The sequence below is a fragment of the Cupriavidus sp. 05L310 genome, assembly GCF_056398185.1.
Map to the genome: position 1 here is coordinate 1 of NZ_JBFTOX010000047.1, position 19,418 is coordinate 19,418.

The 19,418-nt window shown below is 65.3% G+C and carries 15 protein-coding genes; 4 read left to right on the top strand and 11 right to left on the bottom strand.

Features of this window, described 5'->3' with window-relative positions; translation table 11 throughout:
- Positions 1-152: 152 nt before the first annotated feature.
- From AC1DS6_RS29085 to AC1DS6_RS29100, 4 genes are all read right to left on the bottom strand, one after another.
- Positions 153-569, bottom strand: a complete 417-nt coding sequence (locus AC1DS6_RS29085; protein WP_441634957.1) for a DUF779 domain-containing protein — start codon at positions 567-569, stop codon at positions 153-155.
- Between the two features lie 52 nt (positions 570-621).
- Positions 622-1,650: an alcohol dehydrogenase AdhP gene (gene adhP / locus AC1DS6_RS29090; protein ID WP_477103680.1), complete on the bottom strand. Its 1,029-nt coding sequence runs from the start codon at positions 1,648-1,650 to the stop codon at positions 622-624.
- A gap of 111 nt (positions 1,651-1,761) precedes the next feature.
- The gene (adh, locus tag AC1DS6_RS29095) at positions 1,762-3,282 is read right to left on the bottom strand and encodes an aldehyde dehydrogenase (protein WP_441634961.1); all 1,521 of its coding nucleotides are present in this window, start codon (positions 3,280-3,282) and stop codon (positions 1,762-1,764) included.
- 231 nt (positions 3,283-3,513) lie between these two features.
- Positions 3,514-4,461 (bottom strand): LysR family transcriptional regulator, encoded by a 948-nt coding sequence (locus AC1DS6_RS29100; protein WP_441634963.1) that lies wholly within the window; start codon positions 4,459-4,461, stop codon positions 3,514-3,516.
- Between the two features lie 117 nt (positions 4,462-4,578).
- On the opposite strand from AC1DS6_RS29100, the gene AC1DS6_RS29105 reads away from it, so the two are divergent.
- On the top strand, positions 4,579-8,139 hold the full coding sequence (locus AC1DS6_RS29105; protein ID WP_477103681.1) for an indolepyruvate ferredoxin oxidoreductase family protein: 3,561 nt from the start codon (positions 4,579-4,581) through the stop codon (positions 8,137-8,139).
- 24 nt (positions 8,140-8,163) lie between these two features.
- Here AC1DS6_RS29105 and AC1DS6_RS29110 read toward each other — a convergent pair whose 3' ends face one another.
- From AC1DS6_RS29110 to AC1DS6_RS29120, 3 genes are all read right to left on the bottom strand, one after another.
- Positions 8,164-8,484, bottom strand: coding sequence for a hypothetical protein (locus AC1DS6_RS29110; protein WP_441634967.1), 321 nt, complete (start codon positions 8,482-8,484; stop codon positions 8,164-8,166).
- A 115-nt stretch (positions 8,485-8,599) separates the two neighbouring features.
- Positions 8,600-8,917, bottom strand: coding sequence for a YnfA family protein (locus AC1DS6_RS29115; protein WP_441634969.1), 318 nt, complete (start codon positions 8,915-8,917; stop codon positions 8,600-8,602).
- Entirely contained in the window at positions 8,914-9,918 is a 1,005-nt protein-coding gene (locus AC1DS6_RS29120; protein ID WP_441634971.1) for a 5'-nucleotidase, read from the bottom strand. The genes AC1DS6_RS29115 and AC1DS6_RS29120 overlap by 4 nt, the downstream gene beginning before the upstream one ends.
- A 288-nt stretch (positions 9,919-10,206) precedes the next feature.
- Here AC1DS6_RS29120 and AC1DS6_RS29125 point away from each other — a divergent pair, with 288 nt between their 5' ends.
- From AC1DS6_RS29125 to mdeB, 3 genes are all read left to right on the top strand, one after another.
- The gene (locus AC1DS6_RS29125; RefSeq protein ID WP_477103682.1) at positions 10,207-10,491 is read left to right on the top strand and encodes a type II toxin-antitoxin system HigB family toxin; all 285 of its coding nucleotides are present in this window, start codon (positions 10,207-10,209) and stop codon (positions 10,489-10,491) included.
- Positions 10,476-10,913 carry a helix-turn-helix domain-containing protein gene (locus AC1DS6_RS29130; protein ID WP_441634975.1) on the top strand — a complete coding sequence of 146 codons (438 nt, stop codon included), beginning with the start codon at positions 10,476-10,478 and terminating at the stop codon, positions 10,911-10,913. The genes AC1DS6_RS29125 and AC1DS6_RS29130 overlap by 16 nt, the downstream gene beginning before the upstream one ends.
- 230 nt (positions 10,914-11,143) lie before the next feature.
- Positions 11,144-13,819: an alpha-ketoglutarate dehydrogenase gene (gene mdeB / locus AC1DS6_RS29135; protein ID WP_477103683.1), complete on the top strand. Its 2,676-nt coding sequence runs from the start codon at positions 11,144-11,146 to the stop codon at positions 13,817-13,819.
- Here mdeB and AC1DS6_RS29140 read toward each other — a convergent pair.
- Genes AC1DS6_RS29140 through AC1DS6_RS29155 form a run of 4 tightly spaced genes read right to left on the bottom strand, consistent with a single transcriptional unit; the run spans position 13,816 to position 19,374 of the window.
- Complete coding sequence (locus AC1DS6_RS29140; protein WP_477103712.1) at positions 13,816-13,899, bottom strand: PLP-dependent transferase; 84 nt, start codon at positions 13,897-13,899, stop codon at positions 13,816-13,818. The two genes, mdeB and AC1DS6_RS29140, sit on opposite strands and share 4 nt — an antisense overlap.
- 26 nt (positions 13,900-13,925) lie before the next feature.
- The gene (locus tag AC1DS6_RS29145; protein ID WP_477103684.1) at positions 13,926-14,186 is read right to left on the bottom strand and encodes a PAAR domain-containing protein; all 261 of its coding nucleotides are present in this window, start codon (positions 14,184-14,186) and stop codon (positions 13,926-13,928) included.
- Between the two features lie 19 nt (positions 14,187-14,205).
- Complete coding sequence (locus AC1DS6_RS29150) at positions 14,206-14,607, bottom strand: hypothetical protein (RefSeq protein ID WP_477103685.1); 402 nt, start codon at positions 14,605-14,607, stop codon at positions 14,206-14,208.
- A gap of 9 nt (positions 14,608-14,616) precedes the next feature.
- A complete protein-coding gene (locus AC1DS6_RS29155) occupies positions 14,617-19,374 on the bottom strand; it encodes an RHS repeat-associated core domain-containing protein (RefSeq protein WP_477103686.1) in 4,758 nt (1,585 codons plus the stop codon).
- Positions 19,375-19,418: the final 44 nt, after the last annotated feature.

Here is a 19,418-nt window from a genome sequence, read left to right on the forward strand (position 1 = left end):
CGCCTTAAGGCGATGCGAGTTTGGCCCCCGGCCGCTCTTTTTGCCTGACGACGAGGGGAAGTCGCCCCATCCGGCGCGCCTTCTTTGCCTACTTTCTTGGCAAGACAAGAAAGTAGGTCGCCCCCCGCAGGGGGGTGAAACCGCCTTTGACTTTAGGCTTTTGAAGTTGAAATTGAAGTTGAAGTTGAGTCCAATCTCCCAGCCTCCTCATCGCTAAACAACTCCGACCGCGTCAAAAACCGCATCCCCGTCGGCCCCTCCAGCGAAAACATCCCCCCCGACCCCGCCACCACATCAATCACCAGCCGCGTATGCTGCCAGTACTCGAACTGCGCCCGCGTCATATAAAACCGCGCGCCGCCAATCTCGCCGAGGCAAACGTCGGCATCGCCGATAATCAGCTCGCCATCCGGATAGCACATCGGCGCGCTCCCATCGCAGCACCCCCCTGACTGGTGGAACATCAACGCGCCATGCTGAGCGCGCAAGCGCTCGATCAGCGCAAGCGCGGCAGGGGTGGCAACGACGCGTTGCACCGCGTCGGGTGAAGTGGCATCAGCGTTGGACATCGGGTGGCTCCTTGCCTACAGACCGTTCAGGCGATCGTTCAGGCCACAAACCTCAGGCAGCAAAGTCCATCACCACCCGGCCTTCGATATCGCCGGCGCGCATGCGCGTGAAGATCTCGTTGATCTTCTCCAGCGGCGCGGTGGACACGGTAGCCTTGACCGCCCCATGAGCGGCGAAGTCGAGTGATTCCTGCAGGTCGCTGCGGGTGCCGACGATGGAGCCGCGGATGGTAATGCCCTTGAGCACCACATCGAAAATCGGCGTGGGGAAGTCTCCCGGCGGCAAGCCGTTCAGCGCAACCGTGCCGCCGCGCCGCACCATGCCGATGGCCTGGCCGAACGCCTTGGGCGAAACCGCCGTCACCAGCGCGCCGTGCGCGCCGCCGATTTCCTTTTGCAGGAACGCCACGGGATCGGTCGTACGCGCATTGACCGTGACCTCGGCCCCCAGCTTGCGGGCGAGATCGAGTTTCTTGTCGTCGATATCCACCGCCGCCACGCGCAGGCCCATGGCGCGCGCATATTGCACCGCCACATGGCCAAGCCCGCCGATGCCGGAGATCACCACCCATTGCCCGGGGCGAGTATCGGTAACTTTCAAGCCCTTGTAGACTGTGACGCCCGCGCACAGGATGGGCGCGATCTCGACAAAGCCCACGCTGTCAGGCAGCAGCCCTACGTAGTTGGGATCGGCAACCACGTATTCGCCATAGCCGCCGTTGACCGAATAACCGGTATTCTCCTGCTTTTCGCACAGGGTTTCCCAGCCCTGCAGGCAGTGCTCGCAATAGCCGCAGGCGCTGTAGAGCCAAGGCACGCCGACACGGTCGCCTTCCTTCACGCGGGTCACGCCGGCGCCTACCGCCGATACATAGCCCACGCCTTCGTGGCCGGGGATAAAGGGCAGGGTGGGCTTGACCGGCCAGTCGCCTTCGGCGGCGTGCAGGTCGGTGTGGCATACGCCCGAGGCTTCAATCTTGACCTGGATCTGGCCGCGTCCAGGTTGCGGCACCGGTACTTCATCGATCGTGAGCGGGGCGCCGAACTCGCGCACCACGGCGGCTTTCATCATCGCTGTCATCTCGACTCCTGATGCTGTTGGCAAGGACGCCCGCGCTGCGCGGCAGGAGGCCGGCAGCCCGGGCACCATGCCGATCATGGCATGGGCGGATACGCCCATTCTTGCGCTATATCAAAAGAAGCCGAGCGCGTTCGGGCTGTAGCTCACCAGCAGGTTCTTGGTCTGCTGGTAGTGATCCAGCATCATGCGATGGTTCTCGCGCCCGATGCCGGATTGCTTGTAGCCGCCGAACGCCGCATGGGCCGGATAGGCGTGATAGCAGTTGGTCCACACGCGGCCAGCCTGGATGCCGCGGCCCATGCGGAAGGCGCGCGCGCCATCGCGTGTCCATACACCGGCGCCCAGGCCGTAGAGCGTATCGTTGGCGATTTCCAGCGCTTCCTCCTCATCCTTGAAGGTGGTGACAGAAACCACCGGGCCAAAGATCTCTTCCTGGAAGATGCGCATCTTGTTATGGCCGGCGAATACCGTGGGCTTGACGTAGTAGCCGCTGGACAGGTCGCCGCCCAGCGCGTTGCGCTCGCCGCCGATCAGGCACTGCGCGCCTTCCTGCTTGCCCAGGTCGATGTAGGAGAGGATCTTTTCCAGTTGTTCCTGCGAGGCCTGCGCGCCGATCATGGTGGCCTTGTCGAGCGGGTGGCCCTGCTTGATCGCCGCCACGCGCTTGAGCGCGCGTTCCATGAAGCGCTCGTAGATCGATTCCTGGATCAGCGCGCGCGACGGGCAGGTGCAGACTTCGCCCTGGTTCAGCGCGAACATGGCGAAGCCTTCCAGCGCCTTGTCGAAGTAGGCATCGTCGGCGGACAGCACATCCTCGAAGAAGATGTTCGGCGACTTGCCCCCCAGTTCCAGCGTGACCGGGATCAGGTTCTGCGAGGCGTACTGCATGATCAGCCGGCCGGTGGTGGTCTCGCCGGTAAAGGCAATCTTGCTGATGCGAGAGCTGGATGCCAGCGGCTTGCCGGCTTCCAGGCCGAAGCCGTTGATCACATTGAGCACGCCCGGCGGCAGCAGGTCGCCGATGATTTCCATCAGCACCAGGATCGAGGCCGGGGTTTGTTCCGCGGGCTTGAGCACCACGCAGTTGCCGGCGGCCAGCGCGGGCGCCAGCTTCCACGTGGCCATCAGGAGCGGGAAATTCCACGGGATGATCTGGCCGACCACGCCGAGGGGCTCATGGAAGTGATAGGCCACGGTGTCGTGGTCGATCTCGGAGATGCCGCCTTCCTGCGCCCGGATACAGCCGGCGAAATAGCGGAAGTGGTCTACCGCCAGCGGCAGGTCGGCCGCCGTGGTTTCGCGGATGGGCTTGCCGTTGTCGATGGTCTCGGCCACCGCCAGCGTGACCAGGTTGGCCTCGATGCGGTCAGCGATGCGGTTGAGGATGTTGGCGCGCTCGGTGGTGGAGGTACGGCCCCAGGTGCCCTTGGCGCGGTGCGCTGCGTCCAGCGCGGCTTCCACGTCCTTCTGGTTGGAGCGCGGCACGCGCGTGAAGGTCTTGCCGGTGACCGGCGAGATGGCTTCGAAGTACTGGCCATCGGCCGGGGCCACCCAGGCGCCGCCGATATAGTTCTCGTACTGTTCCTTGTAGGGATACGCAACGCCCAGCTGGGCGATTTCCGCCATGTTCATGTCTCGCTCCGATTTGTGATTTCGCTCTGTACTGCGTGTCGTGCCGCTTTGTTTGCGCACGGATACCCTTCCGCAAGAGCTGTGCCCGGCGGACATTACGGAGCGAGAACGCCAGAAACCGGGCAAAGACGGCGCTTGGCCGGGCTATGCCGGCTGTAGCCGATGTGCCACGGCGCGAGGCAGTGTTCCAATCTGGAACACCAGGTGTGGCGATGCGGCGCAGCGGCGCAGTCAGCTGCCGCTGGTGTGGATCAGGAACTCGCGCAGGGCGTCCGCCGCCTTCTCCAGCTTGCGCCCGGGCTGCCACAGCAGCCCGACTTCCATGTCCGGCACGCCGTCGGCAATCGGCCTTGCCTCGATCTGCCTGCCCTCCAGCGACCACGGGCGGTACACCATGTCGGACAACACGGTCACGCCGAAGCCGTGCGCCACCAGGCCGCGCAGCGCTTCCATCGAACTGGTGCGAAATGCGATCGACGGCGCCAGCCGCTTGCTGCGCCAGTAGCGCAGCGTGGAGCGCTCGCCTTCGTCCACCGTGAGCAGGATGTAGGGGTGCGCCGCGATGTCCTTCAGCGTCAGGCGGGGCAGAGCCAGCAAAGGGTGCGACGGCGACGCCCAGAGCTGCCGCCGCGAGCGGATTACCGTGTGGTGGGCAAACCGCGGCAGCTTCTCGATATTGGACAGCAGGCCGATGCCTAGCTCGATCTCCCCGGACAGCACGGCCTGCTCGATGCCCGGGCGGTCCATGTCGTGCAGGTCGAAATCCACATCCGGATAGTTGGTGCGAAAGCGCGCCAGCAGTCCCGGCAGCAGGTAGCCCAGCACGGTATAGGACGCCGCCAGCCGGACTTTGCCCTGCAGGTTGTGCGCCTGGAAGCGCGGCTCGCGCAGGGTGTCCTGCACGGCGTCCAGGATCTGGCGGGCGCGCTGGTGTAGCCGGTGGCCCTCCGCCGTCAGTGCCACGCCGTGTGGCAAGCGATCGAAGAGACGCACGCCGAGCTGCTGCTCGAGCATCAGCACGGCATTGGTAATGGCCGATTGCGACACATGCTCGGCCGTGGCAGCCATCGAGAACTGCCCGGTTTCCGCCGCCGCCGAGAAGTAGCGGAACTGCCGCAAGGTGATTTCCTTGGCAATGCGCTGCCCGCCTTCTTCCTTGCCGTGCCGTTCTTTCGCCATGTGCGCTCCAGCTATGTGTTTTTCAGATACCAGCTCTCTGAATTCGTGATTTTACGATATCGGCGCGCCTTCCTACACTCAGCTCCAGCCCCATAAGAGCGTACGGAGACAGCATCGATGAATGCCCCCCTATCCCAAGCCCAGCAAGATGCCCTGGCGTCGGTTACCCTCGACGACAAATACACCCTGGAAAAAGGCCGCGTCTATCTCAGCGGCACCCAGGCGCTGGTGCGCCTGCCCATGCTGCAAAAGGCGCGCGACCGCGCTGCCGGGCTGAATACCGCCGGCTTTATCTCGGGCTATCGCGGCTCGCCGCTGGGCGGGGTGGACCAGGCGCTGTGGAAGGCCAAGAAGCACCTGGCCGCCAGCGACGTGGTGTTCCAGCCCGGCGTGAACGAGGACCTGGCGGCCACCGCCGTGTGGGGCACCCAGCAGGTCAATCTGTTCCCGCACGGCACCCGCGACGGCGTGTTCTCGATGTGGTACGGCAAGGGCCCGGGCGTGGACCGTTCCATCGACGTGCTCAAGCACGCCAATTCCGCCGGCTCGGCGAAGCATGGCGGCGTGCTGGTGCTGGCGGGCGACGACCACGCCGCCAAGTCGTCCTCGGTGGCGCACCAGTCCGAACACGTGCTGCTGGCTTCCGGCATCCCGGTGCTGTATCCGTCCAATGTGCAGGAATACCTCGACTATGGCCTGCATGGCTGGGCCATGAGCCGCTACTCCGGCCTGTGGGTGTCGATGAAATGCGTGACCGATGTGGTGGAATCCACGGCCTCGGTCGAAGTCGATCCCGATCGCGTGAAGATCGTGCTGCCGGAGGACTTCGCCATGCCGGAAGGCGGCCTCAATATCCGCTGGCCCGACCCGCCGCTGGCGCAGGAAGCCCGCCTGCTCGACCACAAATGGTATGCGGCACTGGCCTACATCCGCGCCAACAAGCTCAACCGCGTGGTGCTGGATTCGCCCAACGCGCGCTTCGGCATCATGACCGCCGGCAAGGCCTACCTCGACGTGCGCCAGGCGCTGTCGGACCTCGGCCTGGACGACGACACCTGCCGCCGCATCGGCATCCGCGTGTTCAAGGTGGGCTGCGTGTGGCCGCTGGACGCGCACGACGCGCGCGACTTCGCCACCGGCCTGGAAGAGATCCTGGTGGTGGAAGAAAAGCGCCAGATCCTCGAATACGCGCTCAAGGAAGAGCTCTACAACTGGCGCGACGACGTGCGCCCCAAGGTCTACGGCAAGTTCGACGAGCGCGGCAACCACGGCGGCGAATGGTCGCTACCGCGCGGCAACTGGCTGCTGCCGGCGCACTATGAGCTATCGCCGGCGCTGATCGCCAAGGCCATCGCCACCCGGCTGGAGAAGAGCGACCTGCCGTCTGACGTGCGCGAACGCATCGCCGCGCGCGTGGCGCTGATCGAGGCCAAGGAGCGCGAAGCCGCGCGCCCGCGTATCTCGGTGGAGCGCAAGCCCTGGTTCTGCTCGGGCTGCCCGCACAACACGTCCACCCGCGTGCCCGAAGGCTCGCGCGCGCTCGCCGGCATCGGCTGCCACTATATGGCGATGTGGATGGACCGCAATACCGACACCTTCAGCCAGATGGGCGGCGAAGGCGTGGCGTGGACCGGCCAGATGCATTTCACCGGCGAGAAGCATGTGTTCGTCAACCTTGGCGACGGCACTTACTTCCACTCGGGCCTGCTGGCGATCCGCGCGGCCATCGCGTCCAAGGCCTGCATCACCTACAAGATCCTCTTCAACGATGCCGTGGCGATGACCGGCGGCCAGCCCGTGGACGGCGTGCTGACCGTGCCGCAGATTGCGCACCAGGTGCTGGCCGAAGGCGCCAGCAAGATCGTGGTGGTGACCGACGAGCCGGAGAAATACGGCGACGGCAGCATGTTGCCCGGCGGCGTCACGGTGCATCACCGCGACCAGCTCGACGACATCCAGGTCCAGCTGCGCGACACCGCCGGCGTCACCATCCTGATCTACGACCAGACCTGCGCCACCGAGAAGCGCCGCCGCCGCAAGCGCGGCACCATGGCCGATCCCGCCAAGCGCGCCTTCATCAACGACGCGGTCTGCGAAGGCTGCGGCGATTGCTCGGTCAAGTCCAACTGCCTGTCGGTGGAGCCGCTGGAAACGCCGCTGGGCACCAAGCGCAAGATCAACCAGTCCTCCTGCAACAAGGACTTCTCCTGCGTCAACGGCTTCTGCCCGAGTTTTGTCACGGCTGAAGGCGCTCAGGTGCGCAAGCCGGCCGCGGCGGGCGGCAAGGGCGCGGGCGCCGATTTCAGCGCGCTGCCGCAGCCGGCGCTGCCCATGCTCGAGCGGCCCTACGGCGTGCTGGTAACGGGTGTCGGCGGCACTGGCGTGGTCACCATCGGCGGCCTGCTCGGCATGGCTGCCCACCTGGAGCAAAAGGGCGTGACCGTGCTCGACATGGCCGGCCTGGCGCAGAAGGGGGGCGCGGTGATCAGCCATGTGCAGATTGCGCCGACTCCCGCCGCGCTGCATGCTACCCGTATCGCCACTGGCGAGGCGCGGCTGGTGATCGGCTGCGACGCCATCGTCTCGGCCTCGCCCGAAGTCCTGTCCAAGACCCGCGTCGACGTGACGGCGGCCGCCATCAATAGCGCCAACACGCCGACCGCCGACTTCATCAAAAACCCGAACTGGAAGTTCCCGGGCGCCTCGGCCGAGCAAGACCTGCGCGCCAGCGTCGGCGAAGCCTGCGACTTTATCGATGCCAATGCCTGGGCCGTGAAGCTCCTGGCCGATTCGATCTACTCCAACCCGCTGCTGCTCGGCTTTGCCTGGCAGAAAGGCTGGGTGCCGCTGCAGCGTGACAGCCTGGTGCGGGCCATCGAGCTGAACGGCGTGTCGGTCGAGAAGAACCTGCTGGCCTTCGACTGGGGGCGCTATCTGGCGCACCATGGCGAAGCGGCGCTGAGCGCGCAATTGCAAATGGCGCCGCGCGCGCAGGTGGTGGCCATGCCGGAAACGCTCGATAGCGTCATCCGCCAGCGCGAAGCGCTGCTCACGGCCTACCAGAACCCGGCATACGCCGCCCGGTACCGTGCCGTGGTCGACGGCGTGCGCGCCGCCGAGACGCGCGTGGGTGCCAATGCCCGCCTGCCGCTCAGCGAAGCCGTGGCGCACAACCTGGCCAAGCTGATGGCCTACAAGGATGAGTACGAGGTCGCCCGCCTGTACGCCGACCCCGCCTTCCTGGACAAACTGCGCGCGCAGTTCGAAGGCGAACCTGGCCGTGACTACCAGCTCAGCTTCCACCTGGCCCCCCCGCTGCTGGCCAAGCAGGACTCGCATGGCCACCTGGTCAAGCGCCGCTTCGGCCCGGCCATGCTGACCGCATTCCGTTTGCTGGCACGCGCCAAGGGCTTGCGCGGCACCGCCTTCGACGTGTTCGGCAAGACCGCCGAGCGGCGCGCGGAGCGCAAACTGATCGAGGATTACATCGCCATGGTGGAAGAGTTTGGCGCAACGTTGAGTGCCGATCGCCTGGACACGGCGGTGGCGCTGGCCAGCCTGCCCGACGACATCCGTGGCTTCGGGCATGTCAAGGAAGCCAATATGGAAAAAGTGGCGGCACGCCGGGCGGAGCTGCTGGCCCGGTATCGGGGCGAGGCGGTGCGCGTGGCGGCCTGAGCGGCCCCGGATGCACCGTGCCGGTCAGCGAGTGCGGCGGCGCGCCCGCTCCTGATCGGCAATCGCAAGCGCATCTGCAATGGCGTCCAGGGAGTCGACGCCCATCGCCACCACGAGATCGACGGCATCGCCTTTTCTGAAGATGATGACCCTGAGATTGCCGTTGCCAGCGCGGAACTCGTCGACGGCTTGAATGACGCTCGGGTCAAGGTCTTTCACCAGGTCCGCGCTCTCAATGCTCCCGGAGGACCAGTACGTGCGTTTCTCGTCAGGGCGGCCAACAATAAGGCGTTCTCTGGCAGGCAGACGTTCGACAAGACCGAACGCTTCAATCAGGGTCATCATATGAGTCAGGCAACGGCGGGCCGCCAAAGAAAAAAGTGCCGTCCGCGGGGGGGCGCGGCGTTCATTATAGCGAGGCCGTGCCTGCAGCCTCGTACCTATCCATGCCCGCTTTATCTCACCGTGGCTGGAACACGATAATCGCCATGCCCGCAATTGCCACCGCCACCCCGGCCAGATCCCAGTGGCTGGGCCGCACCCCATCCACCAGCCATAACCACGCGATAGCGACCGCGATGTAAATCCCGCCATAAGCCGCATAGACCCGCCCGGACGCGTCCGGGTGCAACGACAGCAGCCAGGCAAACAACACCAGCGCCAGGGCGCCGGGGATCAGGATCCAGGCGCTGGCGCCCTGGCGCAACCACAGGTAAGGCAGATAGCAGCCGAGGATTTCCGCGCAGGCAGTGACGAGGTAAAGGGCGAACGTTTTCATTCAACGGAAGAGGCAGCGGACTCAGACGTGTCTACAGGGGGCGCATCGGCCCGCGGGTTCGTCACGCGCTTGCGCGCAGCCGTACGCCGCTTGCCGCCGCCCAGTTCGCCGCCCTTATAAGGTACCCGCCCCGACGGCACCACCGCCGAAGCCAGTTCCACATGTCCCTCCTGGTCATCGAAGAACATATGCGCGCCGAAGGCCTGCAGGACCTGGTCCTTGGGCAGCCCGCCCAGGAAGAACGCCTCGTCGATGCTGACGTTCCACGCCCGCAAGGTATGCACCACCCGCGTGTGCGCCGGGCTGTTGCGCGCAGTCACGATGGCGATGCGCACCGGGCACTGTCCCGGCTCGAAATGCGACTGGATCTCCGCCAGCCGGAGCAGCAGCTTGGCGAACGGCCCTTCGGCCATGGCCTTGTGGCGGTGTTTCTGCTCATGCCGGGTAAAGGCCTCCAGCCCTTTCTGCTTGAAAATCTGCTCGGACTCGGGCGAGAACAGCACGGCGTCGCCGTCGAAGGCGATGCGGATCTGGCCGGCGGGGGCGTGATAGTCGGCGGGCGCGGCGTAAAGCTGGGCCGCGGCCACGCCACCGTCGATGGCGGCCTGTACGTCGGAGGCTTCGCGCGAGAGGAACAGGTCTACCTTGAAGGCTTGCAGGTATCGAGAGATCGGCTCGCCGCCGGTGAAGGCCGCGCGGGTGATGTCCAGCCGATGCGTCTCGATGGCGTTGAACGCGCGCAGCCCGGTGTCGGGCGAATTGCGTGAGATCACCACCACCTCGACCAGCCTGCGGTCCGGGATCAGGTGATTGAGTTCGAGCAGCGCCTGCACCAGCGGGAAGGCCGTGCCCGGCAGCAGGGGCTCGTCCTCATGCTGGCGCTGGTAGGCGGAGTAGGAAGCCACGCCTTCGGATTGATAGATACCGTTCTCGTGCTCGAGGTCGAATAGCGCTCGGGACGAGATGCCGATGACGAGTTTGTCGGTGAGATCGTAGGCCATGCCGCAGTATAAAGGCAGACGATTCGACGCTATGGCGCCAACATCGACATTGAGGATGGCGTGGGCGTGATCAGGGCCAAGTCTGCGCTGCGGTGGCTCAGGCGCGGGCAAGCGTCTGAGAATGCCTATCGAGCATGAGTGGTGCTTGATACATGCCGATGGCACGGTCCAGGATGACTCGGCCGGCCTGGTGGTGGCGTTCAGCCACAGCCGTCCTGCTGGCTAAGGCTAGCCGGCGGTAATACTGGCCCTTGCGCGGGTAATCTCAATTTGAGATACACTGCCGTCATGCGCGTGATCTCTAACAAAACCCTGGTGGATTTCGCGGCCCGATATCCGGATGCCAAAGTACCCTTACAGGCTTGGCGCAAACTGGTCGAGGCCACCAGCTTCGGCAGCTATGCCCACTTGAAGGCAACCTTTGACGCTACCGATCGTGTGGGAAATTTCTACGTCTTCGACTTTGGTGGCAACAAATACCGTCTCATCACCGCGATTCACTTCGACCGCCAGATGCTCTACGTGCGCGAAGTCCTGACTCACAAGGAGTACGACGAATGGAAGCCCTCTTGAACGTGGCTGCACTGACCGCTCACTTCCGCGCTTTGTCCGAAGTCGTACCCCTGCACCCCATCCGGACTGAACGTGATTATCACGAGGCCGTCAACGTCATGAACGCACTGCTCGATGCGGGCGCGGCAGACGAATCGCATCCTCTGGCGGATCTGGTCGCGACGCTCGGTGAGTTGATTGCAGACTACGACCAGGCACACTACGCATTTCCTGCCGTAAGCGGCGTGGATGCCTTGCGATTTCTGATGGAGCAGCACCACCTTACGCAGGCACAAGTCCCCGAAATCGGTAGCCAGGGCGTGGTTTCGGAAATCCTGAAAGGGCGCCGCGAACTCAACGTGCGCCAGATTCGGGCCCTCGCTGCCCGTTTTGGCGTCGCTGCATCCGTCTTCCTCCCGGCCGATGCACCTGTCGTAGCCTGAGGCCGCGATACGCCAAGCCCATCCGCCGCCACTTGCAGCCAGCGCGCCTGTCCCCGCAGCACGTTGCGCTGCCAGCGGCCCAGCCGCAGCACGCTACGCTGCCAGTGGCCGGTGTCGCTTGCCAATTCGGCAGCTTCTGCCGCGGCCTCCTCCCTACAATGAATTCCTCGATTCGCGGCATCCTTGACGCTGTCGCCGGATACAGAAGAACGAAGCCCACGGAGACCGCAATGAGTGCCCTGCAAAAGCCCGCCGCCATCGAGATTGCCTCAGGCCAAAGCCACGACCCCGACCACGAAGAGACCCGCGAATGGCTCGACGCCCTGGCCGGCGTCTTCCGCGCCAGCGGTGCCCCGCGCGCGCGCTTCCTGCTGGAACGCCTTGCCGAGCATGCGAGCCATCTCGGCCTGGGGCCAAGGGCGAATCCGTACTCGGCCTACCAGAACACGATTGGCGTGGGCGAACAGCAACGCTATCCCGGCGACCTGGCGCTCGAGCAAAAACTGACGTCGATCATCCGCTGGAATGCGCTGGCCATGGTGGTCCGCGCCAACAAGGCCTATGGGGAGCTTGGCGGCCACCTGGCCAGCTATGCTTCCGCCGCCGAGATCTTCGAGGTGGGCTTCAATCACTTCTTCCGCGCGGACGAGGGCGAGCGCAAGGGCGACCTGGTCTACTTCCAGCCGCATTCCGCGCCGGGTGTCTATGCGCGCGCCTTCCTCGAAGGACGGCTGTCCGAAGCCCAGCTCGCCAGCTACCGGCAGGAAACAGGCGGCGGTGGACTCTCCTCCTATCCGCACCCCTGGCTGATGCCGGATTTCTGGCAGTTCCCGACCGGCTCGATGGGCATTGGCCCGATCAGCGCCATCTACCAGGCGCGCTTCCTGCGCTACCTCGGCCATCGCGGCATTGCCGACACCGCGGCGCGCCGCGTCTGGGGCGTGTTCGGCGACGGCGAAATGGATGAGCCGGAATCGCTCGCCGCGCTCTCGCTCGCCGCGCGCGAGAAGCTGGACAACCTGACCTTCGTGATCAACTGCAACCTGCAGCGCCTGGATGGCCCGGTGCGCGGCAACGGGCAGGTGATCAATGAGCTGGAAGCGCTGTTCAGCGGCGCCGGCTGGAACGTGGTCAAGGTGGTCTGGGGTTCCGAGTGGGATGCCCTGTTCGCCCGGGATACCAGCCACGCGCTGCTGCGGCGCTTCGCCGCGATGGTGGATGGCGAATACCAGAACCTTGGCGCCAAGGATGGCGATTACAACCTCGCGCACTTCTTCAACCGCGACCCCGAACTGAAAGCGCTGGCCGCCAGCATGAGCAGCGCGGATATCGATGCGCTGCGCCGGGGCGGGCACGATTTCCGCAAGCTGTATGCCGCATTCCGCGCCGCGCAGGAACACAAGGACCGGCCGACGGTGATCCTCGCCAAGACCAAGAAGGGCTACGGCATGGGCGAGGCGGGCGAATCCCGCATGACGGCGCACCAGCAGAAGAAGCTGGACATCGACGCGCTGCTGGCCTTCCGCGACCGCTTTGCGCTGCCGCTGGACGACGATGCCGTGGCGGCGCTGCGTTTCTGCAAGCCGGCCGAGGACAGTCCCGAGATGGCCTACCTCCGCGCGCGCCGCCAGGCGCTGGGCGGTTACCTGCCGGCGCGTGCGCGAACCGCGCCCGCGCTGCGCATGCCGGAACTGATGCAGTACGGCCGCTTCGCCATGGAGCCGGACGACCGCGCGGTCGCCACCACCACCGGCGTGGTCCGGCTGTTCACCAACCTGATCAAGGACAAGACCGTCGGCCCGCGGGTGGTGCCTATCGTGGCGGACGAGGCGCGCACCTTTGGCATGGCCAACCTGTTCCGGCAGATCGGCATCTACTCGCCCATGGGCCAGCTCTACGAGCCGGAGGATGCCGGTTCGATGCTGTACTACAAGGAAAGCCAGCAAGGGCAGTTGCTGGAAGAGGGCATTACCGAAGCCGGGGCGCTGGCCTCGTGGACGGCCGCGGCCACGTCATACAGCGTGAGCGGCGTGGCCATGCTGCCGTTCTACATCTATTACTCGATGTTTGGCTTCCAGCGCGTCGGCGACCTGATCTGGGCGGCGGCGGACCAGCGCGCGCGGGGCTTCCTGATCGGCGCCACGGCCGGGCGTACCACCCTTGCCGGCGAAGGCCTGCAGCACCAGGACGGCACCAGCCAGCTGATTGCGGCCACGGTGCCGAACTGCCGCGCCTACGATCCGGCCTTCGCCAGCGAGGCTGCGGTCATCATCCATCACGGCGCGCGCAGCATGCTGGAAGAACAGCGCGACGAGTTCTACTACCTGACCGTCAACAACGAGAACTACGTGCAGGCGCCGTTACGCGAGGACGCGCATGACGACGTGATCAAGGGCATGTACCTTTACGGCACGCGCGGACCCGAAGGCGCCGCCACCAGCGTGAGGCTGCTCGGCTCGGGCGCCATCCTGCGCGAAGTCATCGCCGCCGCGGACCTGCTGGCGAGCGACTGGGATATCAAGTCAGAGATCTGGAGCGTGACCAGCTTCTCCGAACTGGCCAGGGACGCCCGCGAATGCGAGCGCGCCAGCCTGTTCGCCAGCGGTGGCGAAACGGAAAGCCATTTGCAGCGCTGCCTGCCGGGCGCAACCCCGGTCATTGCCGCGACCGATTACGTGCGGGCCTATGCGCAGCTTATCGCGTCGTACCTGCCCGCGCCGTTCACCGCCCTGGGCACGGATGGCTTCGGGCGCAGCGATACGCGCGCGGCGCTGCGGCGCTTCTTCGAGATCGACCGGTACCACGTGGCAATTGCCGCGCTGCGGTCGATTTCTCCGGCGCTGCATGCCAAGGGGCTGGAGCGCTATGGCGTGAGCACGGAGGTGGACGCGCCCTGGGCGCGTTAAGGCAGCGCCCGCGCGATATCCGCCAGCAAGTCCGTCGCATCCTCAATGCCCGCGCTGAGGCGGACCAGCCCGTCGGTCACGCCGTTCTGCAGGCGGATGTCCTCGGCTACCGCACTGTGCGTGGTGGAGGTGGGATCAGAGTGGCCCCGTACGCCGTTTTCATTCCATGCAACGCGACCGGCGTGCCACCAATGGTGTAGGCACGGTTGCCTTCACTGATCGGAAACACACCTTTGCATTTGGGACACGAAACCATGTGGCCACGCCCGGCGATCAGCCTGCCATTCAGATTGGTGCCAGCAAATCCCTCCAGCACCACACCACCGTGGTCGGTCATATCGCCGACGCAAGCAATGCCCTCCATCATGCGTTACTCCCGAAAGCCATCATTCTGCCAACAAACTACGACGAGCTTGCGCCAGCGCTGCCCGAAGCTTCTGCTGGCTTTCTAATGTGACTTTAAGCTTCGGCATCAAATCAACAGACCGGTTCAACGCATCGAAGATCATCGTCATCTGCTTTTCAGGGCTGGCCTGCTTGAACTCAGCGTGAAGAATGTGCAGGCGAAATTCCAGCGTCCGTCGCTTCAACGACCTTCGTACTATTTCTGGATATGCGTCCAAAAATTTTTCCGAAAGAATGATTGCGATAAACGACCACCTTTCCATACCTTCGGGGAACGACAGATCATCCAAGATCCGGTTAACTTCCGGCTCAACTATATTGAACCGTTTTCTGTAATCCTCCGCAGTGTCATCCTCCGTTTCTCCTGATATCCACAATTTCATTCCCACTCCTCAATAGTCATTTTTGTTTAGACGTGGCCGTTCGCCGCCATGCGCGGTCTTGTACTCCAGAATTTTCTTATGCTGCCAACAGTGCATCTCTCGCTTGGTACCTGCTGCCACAGGAATCATTTGGGCGTTCTCACTATTGAGGTACTGATCCATATATCTCGCTTTGCCGCGAGTGGTTTCCCCATACTTGAGAATCTCCCCCGTCGTCCGGTCTCGCAATATGTAGCCAATCGCCGGCACCTTGCTGTCCAGATCATTGCCGTGAAGGTCGCATCCCTTTGGTGGTAGTGGGGGCTTGTTCGGGTTCTGGCCTGAGCCAAACCGGCCATTCGAGCGTCTGGGCTGCCCTGGCCACAATCCTAATGGATCGACCCACTCGGTCGGGTTGGGCGCGTATTCGTGAACGTTGATCCCACCCGCCAACCCAATCGGGTCCTTGCTAATAAACCGCCCCGTACCCGGATCATAATACCGATGCCGGTTGTAATGCAGCCCCGTCTCATGATCGTAATACTGCCCCTGGAACCGCAACGGGTTATAGATCCCCGCCTTGCGCGCCGCCTCCGTCATCACCTGCTGCGCTGCGCCCCACGCCTTGTACTGCGCGCTCCACGCAATCTCGCCTGCCTCGTCCGTCAACTCCTGCGGCGTGCCCAGGTGGTCGCACTGGTACCACGCGATCGCGTCAAACGCCTGCGGCTCGACGGCCTGCGTCCATAGCGGATCCTCGTCAAGGTCGTAGTCCTCCTCCGCATAGGCCGGCTGCGCTTGCAGGGTGATGCCTTCGTGCCGCACCGCCTGCGCCAGCGGCACGAAGCTGCCGGGTTCATGCAGGTAGTGCGTGGTGCGCGCCGCCCCCGGCACAAACCGGAACGAATCCCCCACGCGCACCTCGGGCTCCTGGCGGCTTTCCCACGCCAGCTGGTCGCCATCCCACCCATAGAGCGTGAAGGCGCAGCCGTGTGCCTTGTTCAGCCGCGCCCGCTCGTTGATCCGGTAGCCCTCGCCGTCATGGGGGTTGTCGAAGTAGACGACCGACGACGACTTGCTGAGCCGCCGCCCCAGCGCATCGTACCGGTAGCGCACTTGCAGCTCCGGATTGGAGTAGCCCACCAGCCGGTTGAAGCTGTCCCAGATAAAGCGCCCGCCCGTGCCGTTGGTCACGCGATGGGTCAGGTTGCCGCGCTCGTCCCAGCGGTAGTGGGTGCCGGCATATTCCTTGAGCAGGTTGTCCAGCAGCGCCGGCCGCCCCGACAGGCGGCTGTGGAACTCCGGCCTGCCGCGCGCCGGGTCCGCGGCGAAGGTGCGCGTGGTCGGGTCATGGAGCAGGTTGCCCGCCGGGTCGAAGTCGAAGGTTTCCTCGCCCAGCGCGCTGTTGGCGCCCAGCAGCCGGCCCACCGGGTCGTAGCGGTATTGCAGCGCACCGCGCCGGGTGTCGCGGATATCGGCGAGTTGCCCCGCGGCGTCATAGCGGTACTGCCTGTGCAGCATCCGCTGGCCGCCCCGGGCTTGGTCCGCCTGCGAGAGCGTTTGCTCCAGCAGCCGCCCGGCCGGGTCGTACACCTGTTCCTGCGCCAGGCGGTTGCCCTGGGTACGGAACACCTCGCGGTGCAGGTTATCGCGTTCGAACTGCACCAGCTCCCGGTCGTCCAGCATCACCCCGTGCACATGGCCCGAGCCGTAGGTTAGTGCGCTCACGCGGTGCCCGTCCGGGCGCACGGTGGCGATGCGCTGGTTCAGCGCGTCGTACTCATGCCGCCAGACGGCCACCAGGGGCTTCGCCAGGCAGTGGTAGTGCTGGTGCTCGCGCTTTACGTTGCCGGCGGCGTCGTGGAACCATTGCAAGCGGCTGTCGGCGTTCTCTGCCAGGATCAGGCGCCCGTTGCCGTCGTAGGCAAAGGTCTCCACTTGCATATCGTTGGCCACGTTGTCCTCGTCCAGCAGGCCGGCGCGGCGGCGCGTGAGGCGGCCTGCGGCGTCGAAGTCGAGCGTGGTCAGCAGCTGGTTGGCCTCGATGACCTGCCTGAGCAGCCCGCTGGCCGGCTCGTAGTGGTAGCGGGTTGCCTTGCCGTCGAACCCGGTCTGATGCAGCAGGCGGCCTACCGGGTCGTAAAGGAACTCCGTCCTGGCGGCGTTCTCGTTGGTGAGCACGGCCAGCCGCCCCAGCTTGTCCCACTGGTAGCCCAGCGTCTGGTTGGCGGCATCGGTGCGTCCGGCAACCAGCCCCGCTTCGTTGTAGCGCCAGGCGGTGCGCCGGTGCAGTGCGTCGGTGTGCACCAGCAGCCGCCCCTCGGCGTCGCGCTTGAAGTGCTCCACCCGTTCGTCGGGGTGAACAATGCGGGCGAGCTGGCCGGCTTCGTAGTGGTACTGCGTGATGGCGCCCGCCGCATCGGTGAACTGGATCAGCTCGCCGCGCTCGCCGTGCTTCCAGGCGCTGGTCTTGCCCGAGCAGTCGGTGTAGTTGGCAAGTTGCCCCGACGGGGTGTAGGCCAGTTGCTTCTTGCCGCCCTTGGCGTCCGTGATCTCGACCGGCAGGCCCGCCTTGTTGTAGGCGTACGCCGTCTTGTGGCCCAACGGGTCGGTCTCTTCGGTCAGGTTGCCGTGCAGGTCGTAATCGCGCTGCCACAGGCCGCCCTCGGGGTCGCGGATCTTGATGAGCTGGTTCTTGTCGTCCCAGGCGTAGTGCACCACGCTGTCATCCGGGCGGATGTGCTCGACGAGGTTGCCGTTGGCATCGTAGGCATAGCGGTCGACCGCGCCATCCGTGTGCACGTGCTTGACGACGTTCTTCGCGTCGTCGCGGAAGAACCATTCGGACAGCCCGTCGGGGTACTTGATGCGATAGGTGTAGCCGAGGATGTCGTAGTAGTGCCAGGTCTCGTTGCCCAGCGCATCGATGACGTAGGTCAGGCGGATGTTCTCGTCCCACTCCAGGCGGGTATCGAAGCTGCCGTCGTCGGCCCATTCGCGCACCGCGCGGGCGTCCGGGCCATCGCCGAGCCACTGCAGGTTCATGCCGCGCCCGGTGCGGTCGGTGTAGCGGGTGACGAGGTGGCGCTGGTAGGTGTAGTCCCAGTGCGCGGCATGCTCATCCTGCGCCATCACCAGATCGCCGGCGTCGTCGTAGGTGTAGCGCGTGAGCTGGCGCACCAGCTTGCCGCCTGCGATCTGCCACAGCTCGGCGATGCGCCCCGCGTCATCCAGGCGGATGCCGACGTGGCCGAGCACGGTCTCGCCCTGGTAGGCGATCACCTCCGAGAGCACCGTGTCACCGTTCACGCGATGGTCATAGTGCAGCGCCACCCCGGCGCCGCTGCGCAGCGTGATGCCGGTCAGCCGGAAGCGCTGGCCGTGGCGCTGGTACGCTTCCTGGCTCTCGAAGCCCCGCGCCAGCGTCAGGGTCTGCTCCGAGACCCGCACCAGGGTGACGTCCTCGATGGGATCATGGTGGAACTTGCCGACGTCCGGCAACGGATAGGCTTGGCTGCGGCCGTCCGCGCCGTGGTAAAGCACCCCGTCCTTGACGATGTCGAAACGCGTCGTGTAGAGCGTGATCCAGCGCGCGCCGGCTTCGCCGTGGTCATAGGCGGCCAGGCTGGAGCGGTAGGTGCGCGTCCATGCGATGGGGAACAGCCCCGGCAGCACAAAATCGGTGTGCGACAGGGTTTCGTCGCCGGTGGCAAAGCTGATGCTGGGTCCGGTCCCGGCCGGTGCCGGGCAGTTCTTGCAACCGGGCGCACCCTTGGCCGGTACCTGGTTGTTGATCGTGCCCAGTTCGCCGTCGTGCGCCCGCTTCCTGGCTTCGCCGGTTTGACGGGCAGGCACGTTGGTGCTTTGCCCGGCGCCTTTCTTCTTGCGCCAGCGCGCCACCGCCTGGGCCAGCACCGCCAGCAGCCAGCCAATGCTTTGCTGCGCGGCCGGATCGCCGAGCCGGGTCATCTGCGCGCGCAGCAGCGGCCCCATCTGGCGAAGTTCGGCCGCGCTGGCGACCACATTGCGCTGGACTTCGTCCGGCACGGCCAGCCTGACCGCGGTATTCGCGGCGGCTTTCCCGGCCGCCTTGTAGACGTTCCACGCGGCATCGAAGATGTTGACGATGGCCGCCTTGGGATCGTTCACGATCTGCTTGGCGGCGGTGCGGGCTTGCTTGCCCGCCGCCTGCGCGTTCCCCGCCGCATCGAGTTTGCCCAGCGCCGCCCGCTCCAGGCCGCTGGCGATCTCCAGCGTCATCTTCTCGCCCAGCACCCCGGCGTCGTTCAGGATGCCGGCCAGCTTGCCTTGCGCCTTTTGCACGAAGTCGTCGATCTCGCCGACGATGGTCGCGTTCAGGTGCCCCACCAGCACGTCGATCAGGCCATCGCCCAACATGCCCCTCGCGCTCTGGCGCAGCTCCTGGCGCACCAGCGCCAGCGTGGGCCGCAGGCTCATGCGCGCCGCCGCCATGGTCGGCGGCGCGGGCAGCACGCCGATCAGGTTGATGCCGAGGCTCACCCAGTCGAGGAAGTGCCGCGACTTGCTGCGCGCAAGCGTCATCACATCGCCCAGCGCATCCACCAGCGCCATCGCGTTGCCCACCACCGGCAAGCTGCCTGCCACCATCTTGATGCGCGCCAGCGTCACCACGCCGCCGCTGGCGCTTTGCAGCCAGGCATCGACCTTGGCGGCGCCCTTGCCGACGTCCTCGACGGCGATCGTGTTCAGGGGAGCAACTGCGGATTGCGGCTCGCGCGGCTTGGCTGCGGGGGTCGGGTCTGCCATGGATTCAATGCGAAGACGTGAAGGGGGAAGTGAAGGGGGTCGCG